21 protein-coding genes are annotated in these 24,041 nt (G+C 71.1%); 8 read left to right on the top strand and 13 right to left on the bottom strand.

Translation table 11 applies throughout. The features are described 5' to 3' along the window. Positions 1 to 56: 56 nt before the first annotated feature. Together ABH937_RS21730 and ABH937_RS21725 are read right to left on the bottom strand one after the other, a co-directional pair. Complete coding sequence (locus ABH937_RS21730; protein ID WP_370219149.1) at positions 57 to 1,907, bottom strand: hypothetical protein; 1,851 nt, start codon at positions 1,905 to 1,907, stop codon at positions 57 to 59. A gap of 160 nt (positions 1,908 to 2,067) precedes the next feature. Continuing rightward, on the bottom strand, positions 2,068 to 2,199 hold the full coding sequence (locus ABH937_RS21725) for a hypothetical protein (RefSeq protein WP_370219148.1): 132 nt from the start codon (positions 2,197 to 2,199) through the stop codon (positions 2,068 to 2,070). Between the two features lie 97 nt (positions 2,200 to 2,296). Between ABH937_RS21725 and ABH937_RS21720 the strand changes: the two genes are divergently transcribed. Next, on the top strand, positions 2,297 to 3,727 hold the full coding sequence (locus tag ABH937_RS21720) for a cytochrome P450 (RefSeq protein WP_370219147.1): 1,431 nt from the start codon (positions 2,297 to 2,299) through the stop codon (positions 3,725 to 3,727). Continuing rightward, entirely contained in the window at positions 3,724 to 4,794 is a 1,071-nt protein-coding gene (locus ABH937_RS21715; RefSeq protein WP_370219146.1) for a terpene synthase family protein, read from the top strand. The genes ABH937_RS21720 and ABH937_RS21715 overlap by 4 nt, the downstream gene beginning before the upstream one ends. A 102-nt stretch (positions 4,795 to 4,896) precedes the next feature. On the opposite strand, the gene ABH937_RS21710 is transcribed toward ABH937_RS21715, so the two are convergent. Then, positions 4,897 to 5,679 (bottom strand): GntR family transcriptional regulator, encoded by a 783-nt coding sequence (locus ABH937_RS21710; RefSeq protein ID WP_370219145.1) that lies wholly within the window; start codon positions 5,677 to 5,679, stop codon positions 4,897 to 4,899. A 236-nt stretch (positions 5,680 to 5,915) separates the two neighbouring features. Between ABH937_RS21710 and ABH937_RS21705 the strand changes: the two genes are divergently transcribed. Together ABH937_RS21705 and ABH937_RS21700 are read left to right on the top strand one after the other, a co-directional pair. Next, complete coding sequence (locus ABH937_RS21705; protein ID WP_370219144.1) at positions 5,916 to 8,321, top strand: alkaline phosphatase family protein; 2,406 nt, start codon at positions 5,916 to 5,918, stop codon at positions 8,319 to 8,321. Between the two features lie 162 nt (positions 8,322 to 8,483). Further along, a complete protein-coding gene (locus ABH937_RS21700; protein WP_370219143.1) occupies positions 8,484 to 9,068 on the top strand; it encodes a Uma2 family endonuclease in 585 nt (194 codons plus the stop codon). A gap of 32 nt (positions 9,069 to 9,100) precedes the next feature. Here ABH937_RS21700 and ABH937_RS21695 read toward each other — a convergent pair whose 3' ends face one another. Next, complete coding sequence (locus tag ABH937_RS21695; protein WP_280687873.1) at positions 9,101 to 11,113, bottom strand: N-acetylmuramoyl-L-alanine amidase; 2,013 nt, start codon at positions 11,111 to 11,113, stop codon at positions 9,101 to 9,103. A gap of 110 nt (positions 11,114 to 11,223) precedes the next feature. Next, the gene (locus ABH937_RS21690; protein ID WP_280688052.1) at positions 11,224 to 12,960 is read right to left on the bottom strand and encodes an LCP family protein; all 1,737 of its coding nucleotides are present in this window, start codon (positions 12,958 to 12,960) and stop codon (positions 11,224 to 11,226) included. A gap of 265 nt (positions 12,961 to 13,225) precedes the next feature. On the opposite strand from ABH937_RS21690, the gene ABH937_RS21685 reads away from it, so the two are divergent. After that, positions 13,226 to 13,966 carry an SDR family oxidoreductase gene (locus ABH937_RS21685; RefSeq protein WP_280687875.1) on the top strand — a complete coding sequence of 247 codons (741 nt, stop codon included), beginning with the start codon at positions 13,226 to 13,228 and terminating at the stop codon, positions 13,964 to 13,966. A gap of 7 nt (positions 13,967 to 13,973) precedes the next feature. Here the strand turns inward: ABH937_RS21685 and ABH937_RS21680 are convergent, their stop codons facing one another. Both ABH937_RS21680 and mca read right to left on the bottom strand, forming a co-directional pair. Then, the gene (locus ABH937_RS21680) at positions 13,974 to 14,165 is read right to left on the bottom strand and encodes a hypothetical protein (RefSeq protein WP_280687876.1); all 192 of its coding nucleotides are present in this window, start codon (positions 14,163 to 14,165) and stop codon (positions 13,974 to 13,976) included. An 85-nt stretch (positions 14,166 to 14,250) separates the two neighbouring features. Continuing rightward, positions 14,251 to 15,147 carry a mycothiol conjugate amidase Mca gene (gene mca / locus ABH937_RS21675; protein WP_280687877.1) on the bottom strand — a complete coding sequence of 299 codons (897 nt, stop codon included), beginning with the start codon at positions 15,145 to 15,147 and terminating at the stop codon, positions 14,251 to 14,253. A gap of 138 nt (positions 15,148 to 15,285) precedes the next feature. Here mca and ABH937_RS21670 point away from each other — a divergent pair, with 138 nt between their 5' ends. Together ABH937_RS21670 and greA are read left to right on the top strand one after the other, a co-directional pair. Further along, entirely contained in the window at positions 15,286 to 15,705 is a 420-nt protein-coding gene (locus ABH937_RS21670) for a DUF4307 domain-containing protein (RefSeq protein ID WP_280687878.1), read from the top strand. Positions 15,706 to 15,972: 267 nt separating this feature from the next. Beyond that, positions 15,973 to 16,470: a transcription elongation factor GreA gene (greA, locus tag ABH937_RS21665; RefSeq protein WP_280687879.1), complete on the top strand. Its 498-nt coding sequence runs from the start codon at positions 15,973 to 15,975 to the stop codon at positions 16,468 to 16,470. A 109-nt stretch (positions 16,471 to 16,579) separates the two neighbouring features. On the opposite strand, the gene ABH937_RS21660 is transcribed toward greA, so the two are convergent. From ABH937_RS21660 to ABH937_RS21645, 4 genes are all read right to left on the bottom strand, one after another. Next, on the bottom strand, positions 16,580 to 17,443 hold the full coding sequence (locus ABH937_RS21660) for an ABC transporter permease (RefSeq protein WP_280687880.1): 864 nt from the start codon (positions 17,441 to 17,443) through the stop codon (positions 16,580 to 16,582). 1 nt (position 17,444) lies between these two features. After that, entirely contained in the window at positions 17,445 to 18,416 is a 972-nt protein-coding gene (locus ABH937_RS21655) for an ATP-binding cassette domain-containing protein (protein ID WP_280687881.1), read from the bottom strand. 99 nt (positions 18,417 to 18,515) lie between these two features. Beyond that, positions 18,516 to 19,727 carry a threonine ammonia-lyase gene (gene ilvA, locus ABH937_RS21650; RefSeq protein WP_370219142.1) on the bottom strand — a complete coding sequence of 404 codons (1,212 nt, stop codon included), beginning with the start codon at positions 19,725 to 19,727 and terminating at the stop codon, positions 18,516 to 18,518. Positions 19,728 to 19,783: 56 nt separating this feature from the next. After that, on the bottom strand, positions 19,784 to 20,938 hold the full coding sequence (locus ABH937_RS21645; protein WP_280687885.1) for a cystathionine gamma-synthase: 1,155 nt from the start codon (positions 20,936 to 20,938) through the stop codon (positions 19,784 to 19,786). Between the two features lie 57 nt (positions 20,939 to 20,995). Here ABH937_RS21645 and msrA point away from each other — a divergent pair, with 57 nt between their 5' ends. Beyond that, positions 20,996 to 21,661, top strand: coding sequence for a peptide-methionine (S)-S-oxide reductase MsrA (gene msrA / locus ABH937_RS21640; protein ID WP_370219141.1), 666 nt, complete (start codon positions 20,996 to 20,998; stop codon positions 21,659 to 21,661). 98 nt (positions 21,662 to 21,759) lie between these two features. On the opposite strand, the gene ABH937_RS21635 is transcribed toward msrA, so the two are convergent. Together ABH937_RS21635 and ABH937_RS21630 are read right to left on the bottom strand one after the other, a co-directional pair. Next, a complete protein-coding gene (locus tag ABH937_RS21635) occupies positions 21,760 to 22,725 on the bottom strand; it encodes a MerR family transcriptional regulator (RefSeq protein ID WP_280687889.1) in 966 nt (321 codons plus the stop codon). A 52-nt stretch (positions 22,726 to 22,777) separates the two neighbouring features. Next, complete coding sequence (locus ABH937_RS21630) at positions 22,778 to 23,938, bottom strand: Ig-like domain-containing protein (RefSeq protein ID WP_370145755.1); 1,161 nt, start codon at positions 23,936 to 23,938, stop codon at positions 22,778 to 22,780. Between the last annotated feature and the right edge of the window lie 103 nt (positions 23,939 to 24,041).

The raw sequence follows: 24,041 nt of genomic DNA, 5'->3' as shown, positions 1-24,041 counted from the left end.
GAGGGGCCGGACGGACCCGGGCGGTGCGGTTCAGCCGGTGGCTGCCGTCGTCACGCTCACGAGGTCTGGCCCGACGGGTGGCCGTGGCCGTGGCCGTCGTCGTGGCCGTGGCCGTCGTGGTCGTGGTCGCAGTCGATGCGCAGGGTCAGGGAGTTGTCGGCCTCCTGGTTCTGCGCGAAGTCGATCGAGCGGTACAGCAGCTCGTGCCGGCCGTCCGTGGTCAGCGTGATCGGGCCGGTGTAGGCCGTCCAGCCGGCGCCGTCGAGGTTGTACTCGGTGCGGTCCACGCCCGAGATGTCGTCCGTGGCAGTGAGGGTGACGGTCACGTCCGTCGTGAAGAAGTGGTCCTTCCGGCCAGCGGGGTCGGTGGCGGCGGTGGTGACCGGCGGCGTGGTGTCCAGCGGCAGGACGCCTTCCTCCTGCTCCATGGTCGGCTCGTTGTTCGGGGTCGGTGCGTCGGGGAGGTTGGGGGCGCCGACTCGGCCGATGGTGCCGGCGCGCAGCAGGAGGGCGGCCCAGTCGTCGTGGCCGGTGAGCCGGGTCTTCTGCCCGTCACCGTTGACGTCGGCAGTGACAAAGCCCTGCTGCTGGGTGCCGTTGCAGTTCCAGTCGACCCAGCCCTTGCTCCGCGGGGTGGTGATGAACGGGCCCTTCGGGTCGTTCTGGCAGTAGTGGACGACGTCGTAGTTCTTGCTGCTGAACGGGTAGGTGCCCTCGTTCAGGAACACCTCGTTCAGGCCGCGGGCCTCGCGGGAGTAGTCGGCGATGCCGGTGGTCGTGCCGGCGGTCAGGCCCCGGATCGAGTACGAGTAGTTCATGACGCTGAAGTACTGCGGCTTGTTGTTCGGGAGGTCCGCGTCACCGCCGTGCCGCAGGCTCAGGTTGTGGCCCAGTTCGTGCATGAAGTCGACGGCCTGTGCGGGGATCAGGGGGATGTCGGCCGAGAGGGCGCCCAGGCTGAGGATGAAGTCGCTGCCCGGGAGCGCGGCGATGCCGAGGGTGGTCGAGTCGGGCCACAGGTGGTCGGCCGAGATCGCGTAGTGGAAGATCGGGGCGCGGCCGGCGCTGACGAAGCCGCCCTTCTCCGTCTTGATGGTGTTGAAGGCGTCCCACTGGTAGTCGCCGTTGTCGTCCAGGGTGCCGAGGTTGGCCTGCTCGGGCAGTTGCCGCGCCTTGCTGAGGGTGCCCCAGGTCGCGTTGGTGTCGAAGTTGAGGATGCTGTCCGACCCGGCGTCGATGTGCAGGTTGATGCCGGTGGTCGGCGAGTGCTTGCTGTACGGGGAGTTCTTGAACGCCTCGACCACTTGGCGGATGGCCTGCGGGTCGAGCGCGTGGTTGTGGGTCGCGTCGGCCATCCAGTCGAGCTGGACGAAGATGTCCGGCTTGTTCACGGTGGCGCCCATCGCGGGCAGGTCGATGAACTGCGGCCCGCTGCCGTCGCCCGGATCGATGGTCACGCCGTTGCGCTTCCAGTCGTCGGGGATCCCGTCGCAGGTGGTGGAGTTGCAGTCGAAGGTGAACTGGACGGTCGGGTTCGAGCCCTCGCCACCGGTGCGACCGATCACGTAGCCGCCCGGTGCCGTCTGGGTGTAGGTGTTCGGGCCGGTGGTCGGGCTGTTCCAGCTCACCTGCACCGTGCCGGTTTCCTCACCGGCGACCCGGAAGGACGCGTTGCCCGCACTGCCGTCCGAACCGAGGCAGGGCCCGGACGACCAGCTGGCGGAGGCGCCCGCCGCGATCGCGCTCGGCTGACTGCCGATCAGGCAGCCCCTGGTCGTGGTGAAGCTCGCGAGCGTCAGGGCGCGGTCGCTGCTGTTGGTGAAGTTCACCGTCACGCTGCCGCCCTCGCGCCGCGCGGCGGCGGCCGGCGAGATGACGGCGGCGAAGGTGAGCATGGCCAGGGCCATCACCAGTACGGCGGAGAGCCCGGTCCGCTGCGAGTGGCCGGGCCTGCCCGGTCTGCCCGGTTCTCCGGCTACGGAGGGTGCACATTCTGTATCCATACCGTCACGCTAGGGCGCGCGCTGACGGTGGACCGTCATGACCTGACGGGTCGTCATCCTCTTGTCACCCTCTCGGACGCGGTCCGCTCGCCGCCGCTTCCAGCGGACTCAGGGCGGCGGCCCGGCGGGCCGGGACGGCCGCGGCGACGGCGCCGAGCGCGAGCAGGCCGTACATCAGGGTGAGCAGGTTGCTCAAGCACCCGCAATCACACAATCGGGACACCTGTTCGACCGACAACCCCTAAGATCGGTGCGACAACGGCTACTTGGCGCCACCCTGTCCGGAACTACGCGTGCAATCGAGGAGGAGATCGCATGATCCTCACAGCTACGGATGCCAGTCGTCACCGTTCCGGACACGTACGCTGAACGCCGTCGGCCCCGTCACCGCTCCCCGCGCGATCGGGGGGAGTCTGTTGCTCGGGCATGTGGCTCCCTTGCTCCGCCGTCCGTTGGACTTCATGGATTCCCTCCGCCGACAGGGCCCGGTCGTGCGCGTCCTCCTCGGTCGCCTGGTCGTCTACGTCGTCACCGACGCCGAGTTGACCCACGAGATGCTGACATCGCAGTCGCGCTGTTTCGGCAAGGGCGGTCGGCTCATCGAGGCGCTCAGCCGCTTCGCGGGCAACGGCCTGGCCACAGTGCCCGACGGCGAGGCACACCGGACGCAGCGCAAGCTCATGCAGCCGATGTTCAACCGACCCTTCATCGCCGCGCGCGGTGACGTGATGTTCGATGTCGCACGGGCTGCCGTCGCTTCGTGGGCCGAGGGCGTGCCACGCGAGTTGGACGAGGACATGCAGGAGTTGACGCTTTCGGTGTTCCTGGCCGCGCTGCTGGGAAGTGAGCCGCCGGCCGAAGTGCGGCGCCGCTTCCAGCGTGTGCTCCCGGACGTGATGGCGGGCACCATCCGACAGACCGTTCTCCCCGCGTACCTGGGGAGAATCCCCACCCCGACTCAGCGGCGTCAGCAACGCGGCCTCGTCGAACTGCGCGCATCCATCAGCGATCTCGTCGATGCGCACGAGCACCGCCGTCCCGCCGGGGACCACGGACCGGCCGGACTCCTCGACGTACTGCTCGGCGCCGGAATGAGTCGAACGCAGTTGGAGGACGAGGTGATCACGTTTGTGACCACCAACGGTCAGGCCTCGACCGCGACGGTCCTGTGGGCCCTGCATGAGATCGGCCGGTCACCTGACGTCCACGAGCGCCTGCGGGCCGAAGTCGAGCGGGCCGCCCCGGGACGGCCCCTACGTGGGTCCGACCTGCCGTCGCTGGTCTACACACGGCAGGTGGTCCAGGAGACCATGCGCCTGTACGGGCCCGCCTGGCTCCTCACCCGAACGGTCAACGAGGCGACGGTTCTCGGCGGTTTCTCCATTCCGAAGGGCGCGACAGCGGTGTTCAGCCCGTACATCCTTCACCGCGATCCGAACGTCTATCCCCATCCCGGACGGTTCGACCCGGACCGCTGGTCACCGGAACGGGTCGGGTCGATTCCCCGGACCGCCTACCAGCCGTTCGGCAGCGGCACCAGGCAGTGCATCGGCGAGAACTTCGCTTGGAGCGAGATGATCATCATCCTGGCCGAGGTGGCCAAACAGTGGACGCTGACCGCCGATCCCGGTGTGGTTCCGCGTATGGTGCCCAGGGTCACGATTCATCCAGACCGGGTCGTCATGACACCGCACGCCCCTTCCGCCGCGGTCGGCGACCAGTGACCACGCAGCAGCGCTCTCGCGTCATCGTCCCTCCGCTGTATTGCCCGTTGCCTTCTGCCGTCCACCCGGATGCGGCAGAGATCGGTGAGAACAGCCTCGAATGGCTGGAGAGATTGGGCTTCTTCGCGCAGGCGGGCCTGCGCGAGTCGCTGGTTCGCACGAGCGCGGCAGAGTGGGCCTGCCGAATAGCCCCGCGCGGCAGCCGGCACAATCTGCAGATTGTCTCGGACTGGACGCACCTGGGATTCGCCATCGACGACTGCCGCTTCGACGCGGGTGACATGGCCCAGCAGCCGCAGGTGCTGATTCCGTTGACCATGCGGTTGATGGCACACCTGGACCACCCCGAAGCACCGGTACCCGACGATCCGTTCGCCAGGGGCCTGCGCGATCTGTCCGTCCGGGCCCGTGAGTGTGCGCCTGCGGCAGTGGTGCGCCGCTGGGTCGAGGGGAACATGGAGTGGTTCTTCGCGGTCGCCTGCCTGACGGCGTACCGGACCTCCGGTGCGATGCCGTCGCTCGCCGACTACGTCAACCTCGGCCCCAGAGACCGGGCGATGAAGCTCACCGGTGCCCTCATCGAGCTCGCCGAGGGTACCTGTCTGCCCGATGCCGAGCGTGAGTCGGCGCCGGTTCGGGCAGTGACGCAGGCGGCGAACATGCTGGTGACGATCGGTAACGATCTGTTCTCCCTGAACCGGGAGAGCGATCAGGAGGTGCTGGAGTCCAACATCGTCGGTGTCATGCAGCACGAGCACGCCTGCACTCGAGAAGAGGCGCTGCACCAAGTGGTAGCCCTGCACGACCGCATCATGTGCCGTTACCTGGTTCTGTGCGAAAGAATTCGGCCGACAGCGAGTGATCGGGTACACAGGCATCTGAACCAGCTGGACCATCTGATCCGGGGCAATCTGGAGTGGAGCGGACGCGTTTCTCGCTACCACGACGGTGACGGCCGGCCCCCGTCATCGCTGTGGGCCATGATGCCGACGGACGACCGGCCGACCGCACCTGCGGTTCCGGGCATCGCCTGGTGGTGGGACGACAGGGAACTGGCCCAGCGGTGAGGCCGTGAAGTCGCCAGTACTCCAGCAGGACTTCGACGTTCTGCCTGCTCGCCGACCAGCGCTGGCGCCGTTGCCGGCAACGGCGAAAGCCCGCGCGCGGCGCTACGCCTGTTCCGGCGTCAGCCGGGTCGTGAAGCTGAACCGGTCGCCGCGGTAGAGGGAGCGGACGCACTCGATGGGGTGGCCCTCCCGGTCGCGGGAGACCCGGTTGATCAGCAGCATGGGCAGGGCCGGGCTGGTGCCGATCAGTTGGACCTCGCGGGGGGAGGCGAGGACGGTCTCGATGCGTTCGTCGGCTTCGGCGAACTGCACACCGGCCGCGCGCAGGAAGGCGTAGAGCGAGGTGGCCGGGTCGAAGTCGGTGGCGAGGGTGGGGAATCGCTGGACCGGGAGGTAGGTGCTCTCCACGCCGATCCGCTCGTCGTCGGCGAGCAGCAGGCGTTCGAGGTGCACCACGGGGGCGGCGACCGGGATCCGCAGGAGTGCGGCGAGGTCGGCTCCGGCGGGGAGCTGTTCGAGGGTGAGCAGCTGGCGCCCGGGGCGTCGGCCCTGCCGGCGGACGCCTTCGGTGTAACTGGCGAGGATGAGCGGCTGCACGAACTTGGGGCCCGCGACGACGGTCGAGCGGCCGCGGCGCTGGAGCCTGCCCTCCAGGCGCAGTTCCCTGATGGCTTGACGCACGGTCATCCGCGAGACGCCGAAGCGCTCGGCCAGCTCCCGTTCGGTGGGTACCGCGGCGCCCTGGCTCAGGGTGTCCAGGACTGTTGAGATCTTGTGCTTCACCTGGAAGTACTTGGGAGCCTCGCCGCGCTCGGGCAGGCCCTCGCGGGCGGGCCGCAGCGCGGCGGACGGTGGGGCGCTGGCCTCGGCCCGGCGTGTGGTCACCTCGTCAACGGTAGCCGAGCCGGGGTGTGGCGCGGCGCGCCGTTCGCCGAGCCGTCGTCTGCCGGGCAGCTTCCGGTCGTGCGCCGTCCGCCCGGCGCCGGGATCCTCATCGCGATTGGGCTAGCCCAATTGTACGTACGGACGCCCTGTGGTTCGGATCCCGTATCCCTCGGAGGAACTCGATGTACGGCAAGCTCAGAACAGCCAGTCCAGTCAAACCATGGACGAGCCGGGCGGTGACGGCCGTGCTGCTGGGCGCGGCGCTCGCCGCCCCGGCCGTCGGCCCGGTCGTCACCCCGGCCGCCGCCGCGACCACCAGCGCGAACCTGCTGCTCAACTCCGGTGCGGAGACCTCGCGGTGCAGCCCCGGCGGCTGGGAGGAGACCACCGTGCCGGGCTGGCAGCTCACCTCCGGCGACCCGGTGATCAACTGCTACAACGCGACGAACGGCGCCAACACGAGCACCCCCGGCTCGCCGACCAAGGGCACCGCCTACTTCCAGGGCGGCTCACGCGGCTCCTCGGAGATGACGCAGAGCACCGACGTCTCCTCGGCGGCCGCCGCGATCGACGCCGGCGGCGTGCACTCCACCGTCTCCGGCTGGCTCGGCGGTGTCGGCAGCTACAACGACGCCGCCGCGGTGAAGATCAGCTACCTCGACGCGTCCGGCGCCGCGCTGGGCACCTCGTCGATCGGCCCGGTGCTGGCCGCCGATCGCTCGAACACCACCGAGTTCCTGCAGCGCAGCGCCACCGCCGCGGTTCCCGTCGGCACCCGCTCGATCCTGACGGCGGTCGACTTCACCATGACCGGGACGCAGAACGACGGCATGGCCGACGACCTCTCGCTGACCCTGGACACCGCCGCCGCCCCGGCCCTGACCGTCCCCGCCTCCACGGTGCCCGGGTACGACCACGTCTTCGTCGTCATGATGGAGAACAACAACTACTCGGCGAGCTCGAACACCGTCGACGGCGGCGCCGGGATCATCGGCAACTCCGCCGCCCCGTACGTCAACAACACCCTGCTCCCGATGGGTTCGCTGCTGACGAACTACCACGCCAACACGCACAGTTCCGACCCGAACTACGAGGCGATCGCGTTCGGCAACTCGTTCGGCCGCAGCAGCAAGAGCACTCCGGGAGCCGACTGCATCACCAACCCGGCCTGCGCCGCGACGAACCCCGGGCTGAACGACAACCTCGATGCGGCCGGCAGGAGTTGGAAGCAGTACGTGCAGAGCCAGACCAGCAACTGCCAGACCGCCAGCAGCGGCAACTACGAGAACGACGACGTCCCGTTCTACTACGACCCCAAGATGCAGAGCGACAACGCCTACTGCCAGGCGCACTGGCAGCCGCTGCCCCAACTGCTCAACACCGACCTGGCGTCCACCGCGACGACCCCCGCGTTCGTCTGGGCCGACGCGGACTCCTGCAATGACATGGAAGGTTGCGGCATCGCGTCCGGCGACACCTGGCTGAGCCAGACCCTTCCCACGCTCTTCAACTCCCCCGCGTGGACGCAGCAGAAGTCGCTGCTCGTCCTCACCTGGGACGAGGACGGCGCCAACTCCCCCGGCGGCTTCGGCCCCGGCCAGACCAACCAGGTCGCCACCGTCCTGATCGGGTCGCAGGGCACCGCCAAGGCCGGGTACCAGGACCCGAACCGATACGACCACTACAGCACCGCCCGGGTCATCGAGGGCGCGCTCGGGCTGACCACGACGATGACCGACAACGACAAGTGGGCCACCCCGTACAACGAGGTGTTCACCAACGCCGGTGGCACCGGCGGGAACAGCGTCACCGTCGCCGCCCCCGGCCCGCAGACCTCCACCCTCGGCACCGCGATCAGCCCGCTGCAGATCCAGGTCTCGGACACGGACGGCAGCCAGACCCTGACGTACGCCGCCACCGGACTGCCGGCCGGCCTCGCGATCGACCCGAACACCGGCCAGATCACCGGCACCCCGACCGCCGCGGGCAACTCCACCGTGACGCTCACCGCCACCGACACCACCGGCGCGACCGGCAGCGCCTCCGTCAGCTGGACCGTCGACTCCGGGGGCACGGGCACCGCGTACTCGGTCCCGATCGTCAACCCGGGTGCCGAGAGCGGGAGTTGCCAGGCCTCCATCGGCACCGGAACCCCGGCCCAGGGCTGGACGCTGACCAACTCGCCGCAGCAGGTTTGCTATAGCGCCTCCGGCGGCTTCCCGACCGCCGCCCAGGGACCGACCGCCCCGGCGTCCCCGGGCAACGCGTTCTTCGACGGCGGGAGCACCGCCACCGCCTCGATGACCCAGACCGACAGCGTCGCGGCCCAGTCCGGCCAGATCGCCGCCGGAAACCTCCCCTACACCCTGTCCGCCTGGATCGGCGGCTACGCCGGCCAGGGAGACGACGCCGGACTCGTCGCCACGTTCCTCAGCTCATCCGGCGCGTCACTCGGCACCGCCACCCTCGCCCCGGTCACCGCGGCCCAGCGCGGCAACCAGACCGAACTGCTCGCCGAATCGGCCACCGGCACCGTGCCCACCGGCACCGCCTCGGTCAAGTTCACCGTGAACTTCACCCGCCAGGCGGGCAGCGGCGACGACGGCTACATCGACGACATCGCCATGACCCTCGGCAGCTGACCCTCGACCCACCCGGCGCCGCCGGCGGGGCTGATCCGCTCGACAGCCCCGCCGGCGGCGCCCCATGGCCGACGGCAGCACACCGCCGGATTCCGAAGGCCCGGGCCAGTACGCTGAGCCGAGCAGCACCAAGCCCTCGAGCACGCTCAGAGGAGGCTCGCCATGACCACCGAGATGGTCGCTCCCGCGTGGATGCACTCCCAGATCACCGCGGAGCAGTACGACTCCTGGTCCGAGGAGCAGTGCGCGGGCATCGAGATCGTGGACGGGATGGTCGTGGTGAGCCCGAGCGGCTCCAAGCGGCACAACCGGCTGGCCCGGCTGGCCCGGCTGGCCCGGCTGCTGGCGAACGCCCTGGACGCCGCCTCGGGCCCCGACTGGAACGCCGACACGGACTTCGACGTCCGACTGCGCGACGTGCCGCTCACCAACCGCCGCCCTGACGTGGTGGTCTACCGGGCCGACACCATCGACAGCACGCCCACCCGGCCGGAACACGTGCTGCTGGTCGTCGAGGTGGTGTCGCCCGGGTCGGAGACCACCGACCGGATCGTGAAGGTCGAGCAGTACGCCAGGGCCGGGATCCCGTTCTACTGGCGGATCGAGCAGGCCGCGAACGGCATTCCGCTCGTGTACACCTGCGTCCTCGACCCCGCGAGCGCGAGCTACCGCGACGGCGAGGTGTTCACCGGCGTCGTGCGGGCCGCCGCACCCTTCCAGGTCGACGTCGACCTCCGGAGCAGCTGAACCGCGACAACTCCCTGCGGAGCCAGGGCACCTCAGTCCCCCGGAGCAGAGACCGCTCGGACGTCGGAGGACTTCAGGAACGCCAGGCGGTGGTTGTAGCGGATCGGGTAGTACGTCTCCTGGCCCACCACCAGGGTCCGGTCGTCGGGGGCGTCGCCGTCGATGTTCTTGTCGTAGAAGTAGTCGGCCGGCCGGGGCGTGGCGTCGGCGGCCAGGTACAGCTGGCCGGCCGGGATGGTCGCCTTCAGCGGCTCCACGGGGAGGACCGGGATGGCGGGGTAGCCGGCGTAGGCGGCGGCTTCGGGATAGGCACGGCCGTAGACCGGGATGGTGGCGAGGCCCGGGCGCGGGGTCAGCAGGGTCACCGCGACCGGCTCGGCGCGCCGGTCGGTCCTGGCGGCCTGGCCGTTCGGGTCCAGGAACCAGCACTCCTGGCCGTCGTACCAGATCGCCGTCCAGTCGCCCTGCCGGTCGGCGACGACGTAGCGGGTGCCGGTCACCGCCTTGTCGCTCCAGTCGTCGGCCCTGGTGGTGCCGTTGTTGATCAGCGGTGCGCCGGCCTGCGGCCGGGTCCGCAGATAGACGAAGTTCTCCGGGCGGGCCGCCACTTCGGCGACGGGGGGCTGGTTGGTGGCGTCGAAGGCGGGGGCGATCGTCACTGTGTCGCCGACCCGTGGCGGGACGTCGGTGCCGGGCCGGATCGGGGCGCCGAGCAACTCCAGGTAGTGGGCCCAGTCCCAGAAGGTCCCCGGGTCCCAGTGCATCCCGGCGACGGAGTCCTGGGTCGGCCCGGGCACGTCGTCGTGGCCGATGATGTGCTGCCGGTCCAGCGGCACGCCGAACCGGGCGGCGAGGTAGCGCACCAGCTCGGCGGAGGACTGGTACAGCTGCTCGGAGTACCAGGTCGGCCGGTCGGTGGGCAGGGCGAAGCCCTCGTGCTCGATCCCGATGCTGTGCATGTTGATGGTCTTGTTGCCGGCCTGCCAGGCGATGTCCTTGGTGCGCACCAGCTGGGTGACATGGCCGTCGGAGCCGCGGACCAGGTAGTGCGCGGTGGCCTGCTCGCGCGGGTTCTGGAAGGAGGCGATCGCCCCGTCGTAGTCGCTCTCGGTGTCGTGGATGACGATGTAGCGGATCGCCTGACCGTCCTCGGGGCGGTTGGCCGGGTTGTAGTTCCCGTACGAGGTCGGGTCCTTCGGGTCGGTCAGCGCGTACGCGGCGGGGGTGACGTCGCAGCCGAGGTCGGCCGGGCACTCGGCCGGCTCCTCGCTCCCGTCCGGCTGGTCGGCCGGTGGGGGCATGGCCCCCGGCTCGGGCCGCAGCAGGTCGGGGTCGGGCGGCAGGACGACCCGCTGGCCCTCGGAGGTGGTCCGGGCCGCTCCCGTCCGCACGGTCCGCAGCACCCGGTCCGCGAACGCCCGGCCCGCGCCCGCCCCGGCCACCGCCACGCCGTCGCCGCCGAACCTGGCCACCGCCGCGTACCACCGGGCCGGATCCGTGACGGCGGCCCCGCCGGCCTCCCGCTGGTAGCGCGCGAGCAGCGCGGCACCGCCGCGGATGTTCTGCTCGGTGTCGGCGCGCAGCCGGGCCGCCGGACGGTGGATCAGCGCCGCGGCCGCGTCGAGCGTGTGCAGCGCCGGGGAGTCCACGATCCGCCTGGCCGCAGGGGCGGAGCGGGCCACCGCGCCGTCGCCGCGAGCGTCCGGCTCGGCTGCCGGGCTCGGTCGACCGGCCCGAGCGGGCCGAGCGGCGTTCGCGGCGGTGACGTCGACGCCGGTCAGGCCGAGAACGCCGTAGTTCCCCGTGGTGCTCGGCTGCCCGCCGTGGGACTCCCAGCGGCTCTCCTGGTAGGCCAGCGCCAGCAGCAGACCTCGCGGCACCCCGAACTCCCGTGCGGCTGCGTCGAACCGCCGTTGCAGCGACTGGGCAGCTCGGGCGCCGGGCGTGGTCGACGGGGCCGACCAGGCCGGCCCGGTTCCACCGACCAGCGCCAGCACGGCAAGTGCGGCCGGCAGGCGGCGGGAGGCCATTGAGAGATTGGACATGCCATGGTTCTACCGTGCGCGACGGCCCGTGACACGGAGTGACACGGGCCGTTCGATCAGGGCGCCGAGGCCTGGACGCCGATCAGGGTGCGCGGAGTCCGGCACGCCGATCAGGGCGCGGAGTCCGGCACGCCGGGGCTCTTGTCGTAGGCCTTGGTCGGGTTCATCCCGACGCCGTTGATCGCCACCGTGTCCTGGGTGCTGACCTGGCCGCACTTGGTGGAGTCATCCGCGGTCTGCCCGTTGGCATTGCTCAGCGCCGCCTGCGTGTTGACCGGCGGCGGCGCCTGCGCGGCGGTGCCGGCGCCCGAGGCGGGGGCCGAACCGAAGGTGGTGCCGCTGGTCCAGTCCTTGCCGATCACCAGGGTGATCCCGGGGCCCGTGCCCGGCTTGACCGCCGTGGCGGGCAGCCCGACCGAGGCCGCCACCTCCTGGGCGTCGGCCTCCCGGCCCGCGGTGTAGGTGACCTCGCTGGTGTCGGCGTTGCCGACCAGGGTGGTGCCGGCGGTGAGCGAGCTGTAGCCGGCCGTCTTCAGGGCGTCGGCCAGGTCGCTGGCCCGCCCGGTCACCCCGCTGCCGTTCTTCACGTGCACCGCGATCTCGCTCTTCGGCGCGCCGGCGCCCGCGGCCGGGGCGGCCGGGCTGGCGGGAGCGGCCGGAGCGGAGGAGGACGGTGCGTTGGGGTCGACCGTCGAGGTGGCCTGCGCGGCGGCCGAGGACTTGGAGCCGTCACCGGCGGTCAGCGACTGGTCGTTGATGATCGCGCTGAAGAGGTTCTTCGCCGCCGGGTCGACCACCACCCGACCGTCCTCGCCCTTGACGGTGTCGGGGTCGTTCTGCATCGTCGTCATGGTGATGCGGTTCGCCGGCACCTTGTTCAGGTCGTCGGCCAGGCCCACCAGGTTGGTGATGCCGCTCAGACCGTCGTCGACGGTCAGCGCCTTGGTGGCGGCGTTGGCCAGCGAGAGCACCGCGGCGGGGTTGGTCAGCGTCCCCGCGCTCTTCAGCTGGCGGACCATCGAGCTGAGGAACATGTGCTGGGCCACCGTGCGGCCCAGGTCGCTGCCGTCGCCGAAGCCGTGCCGGGTCCGGACGAACTGCAGGGCCGCCATCCCCTGCAGGGTGTGGTTGCCCTTCTTCAACTTCAGGTGTGAGTACGGGTCGTAGACGTTGTTGTCGACGCAGACCGGCACGCCGCCGATCGCGTCCGACATCTGCACCACGCCGGAGAAGTCGACCATCATGAAGTGGTCGATGGGTATACCGGTCAGCTGGTGGACTGCCGCCACCGTGCAACCCGGGCCGTAGGACAGGCTGCTGTTGATGATGTCGCGGTGCGGCTTCATCGAGGTGTGGTTCTGGGTGTCCGTGCAGCCGGGCAGCTGCGCCATGGTGTCGCGCGGGATGCTCATCACGGTCGCGTTGCTGCGGTCCGCCGAGACGTGCAGCACCATCTCCACGTCGGCGTTGGCACCGGCCCCGCCGTTCGCGCAGTCGCCGCCGATCGCGCAGTCGGCGGCGGTGGCGCGGGTGTCGGAGCCGATCACCATGATGTTGATCGGCGTGCGGCCGAAGGCGTCGGGCTTCTCGTGGCCCGCGTCACCCGAGGTGCCGGCGAAGAGCGCCGAGTGCTTGATGTTGCCGTTCAGCGTCTCGTATATGTAGCCGAAGGTCCCGGCGGTCACCAGCACCAGACCGGCCGTGGTGTAGGCCAGGATCCGCAGGCCTCTGCGCTTGGGCTTCTTCTTGCTCTTGCGCGCCGCCGCCCGGCCGCCGGCCGCCGGAGCCGGGGGCTGGGCACCGCGGGCACGACGACGGGGCCCGGGACCGGGGGTGTCCACCTGCATCTCGCTCACGTCCGCCGCCTTCGTTCGTGCCTGGTCGTGACTATCGGGACGTCGGCGTGTCGCGCCTCGGTTCCCCGGCGCGCAGCATAGCTGTCCACCCTTTGAAGCCGAACTGAGGAGGAACACGCTATGCGACCACTCCTGCCGGCCGACCGGCAGGGGCGGTGGCGCCCGTGGCAGCCGGGCGGCGCCGTGTCACAACCCGGGCCGCCGCCTTGTCCCTTCACCGCAAGCAGTGATCACAGGGAACGGAAGCGGTGGACCGATGCGAGTAGCGGTAGCGGGCGGTACGGGTCTGACGGGGCGACACCTGGTCACCGCGCTGGCGGCGGCCGGGCACGAGCCGGTGGTGCTGGCCCGCTCGCGCGGGGTCGACCTGGTCGCGGGCACCGGGATCGAGCAGGCGCTGGACGGCGTCGAGACCGTGATCGACGTCACCGACCGCAAGACCGTGCGACGGGCGGGCGCGACGGCCTTCTTCGAATCCGCCGGGCGCCACCTGCTGGCGGCGGAACGGCGCGCGGGGGTGCGGCACCACGTGGCGCTGTCGATCGTCGGGATCGACCGGGTCGACCTCGGCTACTACGCGGGCAAGCGGCGCCAGGAGGAGCTGGTGCGGGCCGGCGAGGTGCCGTGGACGGTGCTGCGGACCACCCAGTTCCACGAGTTCGCCGAACGGTTCCTGGCCGCGCCCGGACCGCTGGCCGTCGCACCGCGGATGCTCAGCCAGCCGATCGCGGTCCGTGAGGTGGCCGCGGCGCTGGCGGCGCTGGTGGACGGGCCGCCGCAGGGCATGGCGGCGGAGCTGGCCGGGCCGCGCGAGGAGCAGATGGTCGACGCGGTCCGCCGACTGGCCAGGGCCAGGGGGCGGCGCTGCCTGGTCCTGCCGCTGCGGATGCCGGGCGCCGCCGGGCGGCCGATGGCGAGCGGCAGCCTGCTGCCCACCGGCCCCGGGCCGCGCGGTACCCAGACCTTCGACCAGTGGCTGGCCGAGCAGCGGGGCTGAAAGCCCGCTACTCCTTGGGGCTCTCCGGGTCCTCGACGAAGTCGATCCGCTTGAACCGGCCATTCATCGACTTCAGCAGGAACCAGGTGGCCACGCCGAGGCCGCAGAAGACGACGAAACCGAGCAGGCCGGGGGTGACCGAGTTCGGGTCGTAGGCCAGCTCGGTGGCGGCGTGCGCGAGGTTCACGGAGGTACTCATGGCTCCATGGTGACCCGGCTGCCCGGCGCCCGGACCACCGGGGTGGGGCGTGTCGCGAACGACCCGCCCCACCAGCGGTGTCGGGCTACTGCGCCGCGCCCCCGGCCAGGGTGGCCGCGCGCAGACCGGCGAACAGGTCGTCCTCCGGCAGGTCGGTGTCGACCAGCGAGCGGGCCAGCTCGTAGTCCTCGGTCGGCCAGACCTCCCGCTGCACCGAGAGCGGGACCCGGAACCACGGGCCGTCCGGATCGATCTGGGTGGCGTGCGCCAGCAGCGCCCGGTCCCGGGTCTCGAACCAGTCCGCGCAGTGCACCCGGGTGGTGATCTCGCGCTCCGCCCGGCCGCTCTTCTCCCAGCCGGCGATCCACTCGCCGTAGGGCGACTCGTGCCCGTTCTCGGTGAGGTAGGCGTGCAGGGCGCGGATCCGGCCCATCGGGAAACCGTGGTTGTAGTAGAGCTTCAGCGGCTGCCAGGGCTCACCGGCCTCGGGGTAGGCGTCCGGGTCACCGGCGGCGTCGAAGGCCAGCATGGTGATCTTGTGGGTCATGATGTGGTCGGGGTGCGGGTAGCCGCCGTTCTCGTCGTAGGTGGTGATCACCTGCGGCTTGAACTCGCGGATCAGGCGCACCAGCGGCTCGGCCGCCGCCTTCTCGTCCTGCAGCGCGAAGCAGCCCTCGGGCAGCGGCGGGAGCGGGTCGCCCTCGGGCAGCCCGGAGTCGACGAAGCCCAGCCAGGCCTGCTCGACCCCCAGGATCTCCCGGGCCGCGTCCATCTCCTTGCGCCGGACCTCGTGAATGTTCTCCTCGACGTACGGATCGCCCTGGAGCTTCGGGTTGAGCACAGAGCCGCGCTCCCCGCCGGTGCAGGTGGCCACCAGCACCTCAACGCCCTGGGCGACATACATGGCCATGGTGGCCGCACCCTTGCTGGACTCGTCGTCCGGGTGCGCGTGCACCGCCATCAGCCGCAACTGCTCAGTCAACGCCTGGTTCCTTCCGGGAATGTCCGGGCTCAGCTTGTCCCCCTATAGTGACGGACTGGACGCCCGGCACATTCCCCGCGCTCGGTACGCGAATCGATGCGCCCACCAGCGGCCGCCACCGAAGGGACCGAACCTGCCATGACCGCCACCAGCAGCACCTCCCCAGGGCCGCTCCCCCAGGGACGCTACGGCCGGCGCAGCGACCAGCAGGCGGACCGCACGCTCAAGGTGATCGGCATCGCACTGGCCGTTCTGCTGGTGGCCCTGGTGGCCTGGCTCGGCAGCTCGTACATCGTCACCGCGAGCAAGCTCAACGGAGCGGTGCCGACCTTCGACATCGTCTCCGACAGCCAGGTGCAGGCCGAGCTGTCGGTCCTCAAGGACTCCGGCACCGGCGGCACCTGCACGATCCGCTCGCAGGCCGCGGACGGCTCGGTGGTCGGCCAGCTCGACGTGCCGGTCCCCAAGCAGGGCACCTCCTTCGTGCAGTCGGTCACCATCCGCACCACCGCGCGCGGCACCACCGCCGAGCTGATGGGCTGTACGCCCGCGAAGTAACCCGTGCGGGTGGGCCTTTCCGCAGGTCCGGCGGAGCCCGCAGCGGCCTGGCCGGGCCGCCCGGCGGGCGGTCCGGAGCCGCCCGAGCCGCAAACGGACCGTTAACGCGCCACTACAGGACTCCCACCTGGGGCCGGAGATTGTTAGGCTCGTGGTTTCGCCCCTTCCGTGCCGCACGGCTCGGACGTGGGCGTTGCTTTGTAGAGAGCACCAGTACCACTGCTGACGAATACCCTCAGCACCTCCCAGCACCGACGAGGAGCACCCGTGACCCAGACCAGCGAGAACGTGACCTGGCTCACTCAGTCCGGCTACGACAAGCTCAGGGACGAGCTGCACCAGCTGACCGGTCCCATGCGCGCCGAGATCACGCAGAAGATCGAGGCCGCGCGCGAAGAGGGTGACCTCAAGGAGAACGCCGGTTACCACGCCGCCCGCGAGGAGCAGGGCAAGATGGAGCTGCGGATCCGCCAGCTCACCCAGCTCCTGGAGCGGGCCAAGGTGGGCGAGGCTCCCGAGGACTCCGGCGTGGTCGCCCCCGGCATGGTCGTGACCGTGGCCTTCGACGGCGACCCGGACGACACCATGGCCTTCCTGCTCGGCTCGCGCGAGGTCGCCGGCGACGACCTGGACGTCTACTCGCCGCAGTCGCCGCTCGGCCGCGCCATCGACGGCAAGCGGATCGGCGACAGCGCCGAGTACGAGCTGCCCAACGGCAAGAAGGCCGGCGTGAAGATCCTCGAGGTCAAGCCGTACGTCGGCTGACCCGAGCCGCGCCGCGAACGTGCGAGCGCCCCGGACCGTGAGGCGGTCCGGGGCGCTCTGCCGTATCCGTCCTCCAGTGCCGGCTATCCGACCGCGGAGCGGACCCCGCCTATCCGACCGCGGAGCGGTACTTGCGCACCGACAGCCAGGAGAAGACCGCCATCACCAGCAGCGAGGAGACGATCGACACCCCGATCGCGTGCTGCATCGGCCAGGCGTCGGCCACCGGCCCGATCTGGTTGCCGAACAGGTCCCGGCAGGCCTGCACGGTCGCGCTGAACGGGTTCCAGTAGGCGATCGGCTGCAGCCAGCCCGGCATGCTGCTGACCGGCACGAAAGCGTTGGAGATGAAGGTCAGCGGGAAGAGCCAGATCAGCCCCGCCGAGGTGGCCGCCTCCGGGCTGCGCACCGAGAGCCCGATCAGCGCGCCGATCCAGGAGAACGCGTAGCCGAGCAGCAGGAGCAACGCGAAGGCGGCCAGTGCCTCCGCGACGCCCTTGTGGATCCGCCAGCCGACCGCGAACGCCACCAGCGCGAGCACCAGCAGCGTGAAGGCGGTCTGGCACAGGTCGGCCAGGGTGCGCCCGACCAGCACCGCCGAGCGGGTCATCGGCAGCGAGCGGAACCGGTCGACCAGACCCTTGGTCATGTCCTCCGCGATGCCGGCCGAGGCGCCCGCCACCGCGAAGGTGACGGTCTGCGCGAAGATGCCGGCCATCAGGAACTGGATGTAGATCGACGAGCTGGACCCGGCGCCCGGGATCCTGATCGCCCCGCCCATCACGTACGAGAAGAGCAGGACGAACATCACCGGCTGCATCAGCCCGAAGACCACGATCTCGGGGATCCGGGACATCCGGCGCAGGTTGCGCCGGGCGACCACCCAGGAGTCGTGCATCATCGCGGCGAGGCCGCGCCGCTGACGCGGGACGGCTCCGCCGATCGCGTGCTCGGTGGCGGTGTTCACGGTCATCTCAGGCCTCCTCGCCCGACTCGCCGTTCTCGGCCAAGGTGGCGTGCCCGGTGAGCGACAGGAAGACGTCGTCCAGGGTGGGCCGGCGCAGTCCGATGTCGTCGATCTCGATGTCCCGCGAGTCCAGCTCGCGGATCACGTCGGCGAGCACCTTGGCACCGCCGCTGACCGGCATGGTGATCCGGCGGGTGTTCTTCTCCACGCTGGGCTCGCCCACCGCGTAACTCTTCAGCGCCTCCACGGCGGTGGCGATCAGCTCGGCCTCGTGCACCACCACCGCCACCCGCTCGCCGCCGATCTGCGCCTTGAGCTGGTCGGCGGTGCCTCGGGCGATCACCTTGCCGTGGTCGACCACGGCGATGTCGTGCGCCAGGCGGTCGGCCTCCTCCAGGTACTGGGTGGTGAGCAGCAGCGTGGTGCCCTGCTCGACCAGGGTCTCGATCACCTCCCAGAGCGCGAGGCGGTTGCGCGGGTCGAGGCCGGTGGTCGGCTCGTCCAGGAACATCACCGGCGGGCGGACCACCAGCGCGGCCGCCAGGTCGAGGCGCCTGCGCATGCCGCCGGAGTAGGTCTTGGCGGTGCGGTCGGCGGCCTCGGTGAGGCTGAACCACTCCAGCAGCTCCAGCGCCCGGGCCTTGGCGTCCCGCGCGCTCATCTGGTAGAGCTCGCCGACCATCTGGAGATTCTCACGGCCCGTCAGGTACTCGTCCACCGCCGCGTACTGGCCGGACAGGCCGATCAGACTGCGCACCTGGTTGGGGTGCTTGAGCACGTCCACCCCGGCCACCGTGGCCCGGCCCGAGTCGGGGCGCAGCAGCGTGGTCAGCACCTTGACGGTGGTGGTCTTGCCCGCCCCGTTGGGGCCGAGCAGCCCGAGCACCGTCCCCTCCGGCACGTCCAGGCTCACCCCGTCCAGGGCCCGTACGTCGCCGAAGGTCTTGACCAGGTTCTCGGCTTGGATGGCTGGCGGCATGGGCCTGTCCCATCTCCTCAGGGTCGCGGGCACAGTACAGGTCCACTCTTCCGCGCCCGACCCCGCCGGGCCACCGGAATATCATGAACACCAGGCGCATCAGCGCGAGACGACGTACCCCGCGCCGCCCAACTCCCCGACCACCGCCAGGCAGTGCTCGGGTCCCTTGGTCTCCAGGTGCAGGTCCACCTCGACCTCCGAGAGCCCGAGCGTCGGGTCGGTGCGCACGTGCGCGACGTCCAGCACGTTGGCGTCCACCTCGGAGAGCACGCCCAGCAGGTTGGCCAGCGCGCCCGGGCGGTCGGTCAGCCGCACCCGCAGCGACAGGTAGCGCCCGGCCGCCGCCAGGCCGTGCCGCAGCACCCGCTGCATCAACTGCGGGTCGATGTTGCCGCCGGAGAGCACCGCGACCACCGGGCCCTCGAAGGCCTCGGGGTGTTCGATCAGGGCCGCGATCGGGCTGGCGCCGGCCGGCTCGACCACCAGCTTGAGCCGCTCCAGGCCGAGCAGCAGGGCCCGCGACAGCGACTCCTCGCTGACCGTGCGGACCCCGTCCGCCAGGGTGCTGACCAGCTCGAACGGGATGTCGCCGGGCCGGCCGACCATGATCCCGTCGGCCATGGTGTGGAACGAGGGCAGCGTCACCGGGCGGCCGGCGGCCAGCGAGGGCGGGTAGGCCGCCGCGCCGGCCGCCTGCACGCCGACCACCCGGACGTCCGCACGCAGCGGCTTGACCGCCACCGCGATCCCGGCGAGCAGCCCGCCGCCGCCCACCCCGACCAGGATGGTGCGCACCTCCGGGCACTGCTCCAGGATCTCCAGGCCCACGGTGGCCTGGCCGGTGACGATGTCCACGTGGTCGAACGGGTGGATGAAGACCGCCCCGCTCGCCTCCGCGTAGCGCTGCGCGGCCTCCAGCGCCTCGTCCACGGTGGCGCCGTGCAGCCGCACCTCGGCGCCGTACTCGCGGGTCGCGGCCACCTTGGGCAGCGGGGCGGCGCGCGGCATGAAGACCGTCGAGCGCACGCCGAGCAGCGAGGCCGCCAGCGCCACCCCCTGCGCGTGGTTGCCCGCGCTGGCCGCCACCACTCCGCCGGCCCGCTGCACCGGGGAGAGACCGGCGATCCGCACGTAGGCGCCGCGCAGCTTGAACGAGCCGGTGCGCTGCAGGTTCTCGCACTTGAGGTGGACCGGCGAGCCGATCAGCGCGGAGAGGTGGCGACTGCTCTCCATCGGGGTGATCCGGGCGACCCCGGCGAGCATCTTCTGCGCACCGCGCACGTCGTCCACGGTGATCGGCCAGCTCTGCATGGGGCCAGCGTAGGGCGCCGACCGGCGCCCTACGCGGTATTGACCAGCTGCTGGACTCAGTTCAGTGCCTGGGCCAGGTCGGCGACCAGATCGTCGGCGGACTCGATGCCGACCGACACCCGCACCAGGTCGGCCGGGACCTCCAGCAGCGAACCGGCCACCGAGGCGTGCGTCATCCGGCCCGGGTGCTCGATCAGCGACTCCACGCCGCCCAGCGACTCACCGAGCGTGAACAGCTTGGCCCGGTTGCAGACCTCGACGGCCGCCTGCTCGCCGCCCTCGACCCGGAACGAGACCATGCCGCCGAAGGCCTTCATCTGCTTGGCGGCCACCTCGTGGTTGGGGTGCGAGGCCAGGCCCGGGTAGTAGATCTGGGTGACCCTGGGGTGCCGGGCCAGCAGCGCCACGATCTGCTCGGCGTTGGCGGTGTGCCGGTCCATCCGCACGCCCAGCGTCTTGATCCCGCGCAGCACCAGCCAGGAGTCGAACGGGCCGGCCACCGCGCCCATCGCGTTCTGGTGGTAGGCGAGTTCGTCGCCGAGACCGGCGTCCGCCGCGACCAGCGAGCCGCCCACCACGTCCGAGTGTCCGCCCATGTACTTGGTGGTGGAGTGCACCACCACGTCCGCGCCGAGCGCCAGCGGCTGCTGCAGGTACGGGCTGGCGAAGGTGTTGTCCACCACCAGCAGCGCGCCCGCCTGGTGCGCGATCTGCGCGACGGCCGCGATGTCGGTGATGCCGAGCATCGGGTTGCTGGGCGTCTCCACCCAGACCGCCTTGGTGTTCGGCTTGAGCGCCGCGCGGACCTTCTCGGGGTGCTGGGTGTCGGCGACGTCGTACTGCACGCCCCACCGGGTCAGCACCTTGTGGAAGAGCCGGAAGGTGCCGCCGTAGGCGTCGTTGGGGATCACGATGTGGTCGCCGGGCGCCAGGATCGTGCGCAGCAGGGTGTCCTCGGCGGCCAGCCCGGAGGCGAAGGCCAGCCCGCGCTGCCCGCCCTCCAGTGCCGCCAGGCACTCCTCGAGCGCGGTGCGGGTCGGGTTCGCCGACCGGCTGTACTCGTAGCCGCCGCGCAGGCCGCCCACGCCGTCCTGCTTGTAGGTGGACACCTGGTAGATGGGAGGGACGACCGCCCCGGTACGGGGGTCCGCTTCCTGACCCGCGTGGATGGCAAGGGTCTCGAAGCCCTGAGGGTGCTGATGATCGGTCATGCAGCCGAGCGTAGTGCCAGCCAGGAATCCCCGGCGGCCGCCGCGCGTTCACCAGACATGCTGTTCAACCGCCACAAGACCGCGCTCGTCACCGCCGATCAGGCCCTGCCAGGCCGCCCGGCGCCCGCCTTCACCCTGGCCGAGCCGCACACCGTGCTCGGCCACCCACTGACCGGGCCCTACCCGGCCGGTCTTGAGGTCGCGGACTTCGGCCTCGGCTGCTTCTGGGGCGCCGAGCGGATGTTCTGGCGCCTGCCCGGCGTCTGGACCACCCTGGTCGGCTACCAGGGCGGTCACACCCCCAACCCGACCTACGAGGAGGTGTGCAGCGGGCAGACCGGGCACACCGAGGCCGTCCGGGTCGTCTACGACCCGGCGCTGATCTCCTACGAGACGCTGCTGAAGACCTTCTGGGAGGGGCACGACCCGACCCAGGGCAACCGCCAGGGCAACGACGTCGGCACCCAGTACCGCTCCGCCGTCTACACCCACTCCGCGACCCAGCAGACCATCGCCGAGTCCTCCGCCACCGCCTTCCAGCCCGCCCTCACCGCGATCGGCCTGGGCCCGATCACCACCGAGATCGCCCCCGCCGGCCCGTTCTACCCCGCCGAGCCCTACCACCAGCAGTACCTCTCCGACGCCAAGAACCCGGGCGGCTACTGCGGCCTGGGCGGCACCGGGGCGAGCTGCCCGATCGGGGTGGCCAGGACCGACGGCTGAACCGACGCACGGACGAGCTGCTGCGGGATCTCCCGCGCAGCGGCCACGGCCCACCCCGACGTCTCGGGGCGGGCCGGCGCCGGCGGTCGGCCTGCGGGTCAGCCGGCCCGCAGCACGTCGGCTCGCAGCATCTCGGCCCGCAACGCCTCGGTCAGCCAGCCGAAGGCCGGGCCCAGGCTGATGCTGACCGGCCAGCCGTTGATGGTGGCGATCAGCTGCCAGTACCGCTCGTAGCGCGGGTCGTTGCCGTTCTCCATCCGGTCCAGCAGCCAGGCCCGGAACTCCGGGTCATCGGTGCGTCCGAAGAAGTCGGCGAAGGCGCCGGCCAGTTCGGCGAGCACCGGGACGGCCATCGGGGCGCCGGGGGCGATCCCGGAGTCCAGCGCGGCACCGGCCCTGGCCACCACCAGGTCCACCAGTGCCCGGTTGGCCGCGACGTCGTCGGCGGCCCCGGTCGCCGTGTCCCTGGCCTGGTACTCGGCGGCCTTGCGGACCCCGGCCCGGAAGCCCGGGTCCTGGACGAGTTCGGCCAACTCGATCCAGGCGTCGGTCTGCTCGGGCGTCGGGTCGTCGGGCAGCTCGGGCATCGCGGCGCGCATCTTGGCCATGAACTCGGGCCCCACCTCGATCCCCTCGAAGGCCTCGTCGATGAAGTCGTTGATCAGGCGGCGGCGCTCCTGATCGGTGAGCTTGGCGAGCTTGTGCATCAGTTCCATCTCCTCCGGTGTGGCCCCCCGCCGGGCCACCGCGCGCAGCACGGACCGGCGCAACCGCAGCGTGCGGATCTGCACGTCCAGCGCCTCGGCGTGCGCGTGGGCGACCTCGGGGACGGTCACCTCACGGGCCAGCAGGCGCTGGATGGTGGTGAGGTCGACGCCGAGGTCGCGCAGCGTGCGCACCAGGTCCAGGCGCGCGAGCGCGTCGGATCCGTAGAGCCGGTAGCCGGCGGGGGTTCGGTCGGTCGGCGGCACCACGCCCACATCGGACCAGAACCGGATGGTCTTGACCGGCAGACCGGTCAACCGGGCCAGCTCACCGATGGTGCGCAGGGTGTCGTCGTCCATGGCCACCACCTTGGGGTCTCCCGTCACTGGAGACTCAAGACTAATCGCGGCGTCACACCGCGCTGCCGGCCGTCCAGTCGGCCCAGGAGAGGTTCCAGTCGCTCAGGCCGTTGGCCGGATCCACCGTCCGGTCACCGGAGTTGACCACCTCCACCACGTCACCGACGAGCGAGGAGGCGTAGAACCTCGCGCCGTCGGTGCCCGGGTTCCCGGCGCCCTTGACGTCGCGCAGCGCGATGCAGCCGTGGCTGAGGTTGGCGTGGCCGTAGGCCGAGGCGGGCGACCAGTAGTTGCCGTGGATGAAGGTGCCGGAGGCGGTCAGGCGCTGGGCGTGCGGGACGTCGGGGATGTCGTACTCGTCGCCGAGGCCGACCGTGGCGCTGTCCATCCTGGTCGCCTCGAAACGCTCCGAGATGACCATCTTCCCGGCCCAGGTGCGGTGTTCCGGAGCACCGCCGATCACCTGGTAGACGGCGCCGACCCGGCCGTCGGTGGTCACCGTGAGCGTGCCGGCCGCGAGGTCGACGACCGAGGTCTGGGCCCGCCCGACGGTGAAGGCCACCTCCTTGGACTGGGTGCCGAACACGCCCTTCGCGCCCTCGACGTCCTTGAGCCGCAGCTTGAGCGTCACCTTGGTGCCCTTCGCCCAGTACTGCTGCGGGCGGAAGTCGAGCCGGGTGCTGGAGTACCAGTGGCCGACCACCGGCACGCCGGGGTCGGCGGCCACGGTGATCGCCTGCTGGACGGCCTTGCGGTTGGTCACCGGCTTGTTGAAGGTGATCGAGATCGGCATGCCGACGCCGACGGTGGCGCCGTTCTCCGGGGTGAAGGAGCCGGCGAAGGTGCTGGCGGGCTTCGCGGTGCTGAACGAGGCGGTGCTGTCCGCCGCGAGCTTGCGCGCGTCCGTGGCGGCGGCCGCCACGCTGTACTTGGTGCCGCTGCTCAGCGGCGCGGTGCTGGTCCAGCTCCGCGCGTCGGGCGCGAGCTGCCCGGCTATTCGCCCGCCCGCGGCGTCGGTGACGGTGACCTGGCCGAGGGTGCCGTCGGTGACCGTGACGGTGACGGGGGCGGTGAACGGGGCGTCGGCGGTGCCGTCGGCGGGCGAGACGGTGATCCGCGCCGCCGAGCCACCCACGGTGGGTCCGGCCGACGCGCCGGTCCCACCCACCGTGCCCCCGACCTTGCCCTTGCTGTTGCAGGCCGCGACCAGCATCACCGGCGCCCCGAGCAGCCCGGCCAGCACCCCGCGTCGACTCCAGGTCCCGTCGCTCGCCGTCACGTCCGTCTCCCTACCCTGATGGCCAATTCGGATCTAA

This window comes from Kitasatospora sp. GAS1066B (genome assembly GCF_041262605.1).
Classification (GTDB): Bacteria; Actinomycetota; Actinomycetes; order Streptomycetales; family Streptomycetaceae; genus Kitasatospora.
Note: the sequence above shows the minus strand (reverse complement) of the source record. Positions and strands in the feature narration are given on the sequence as shown.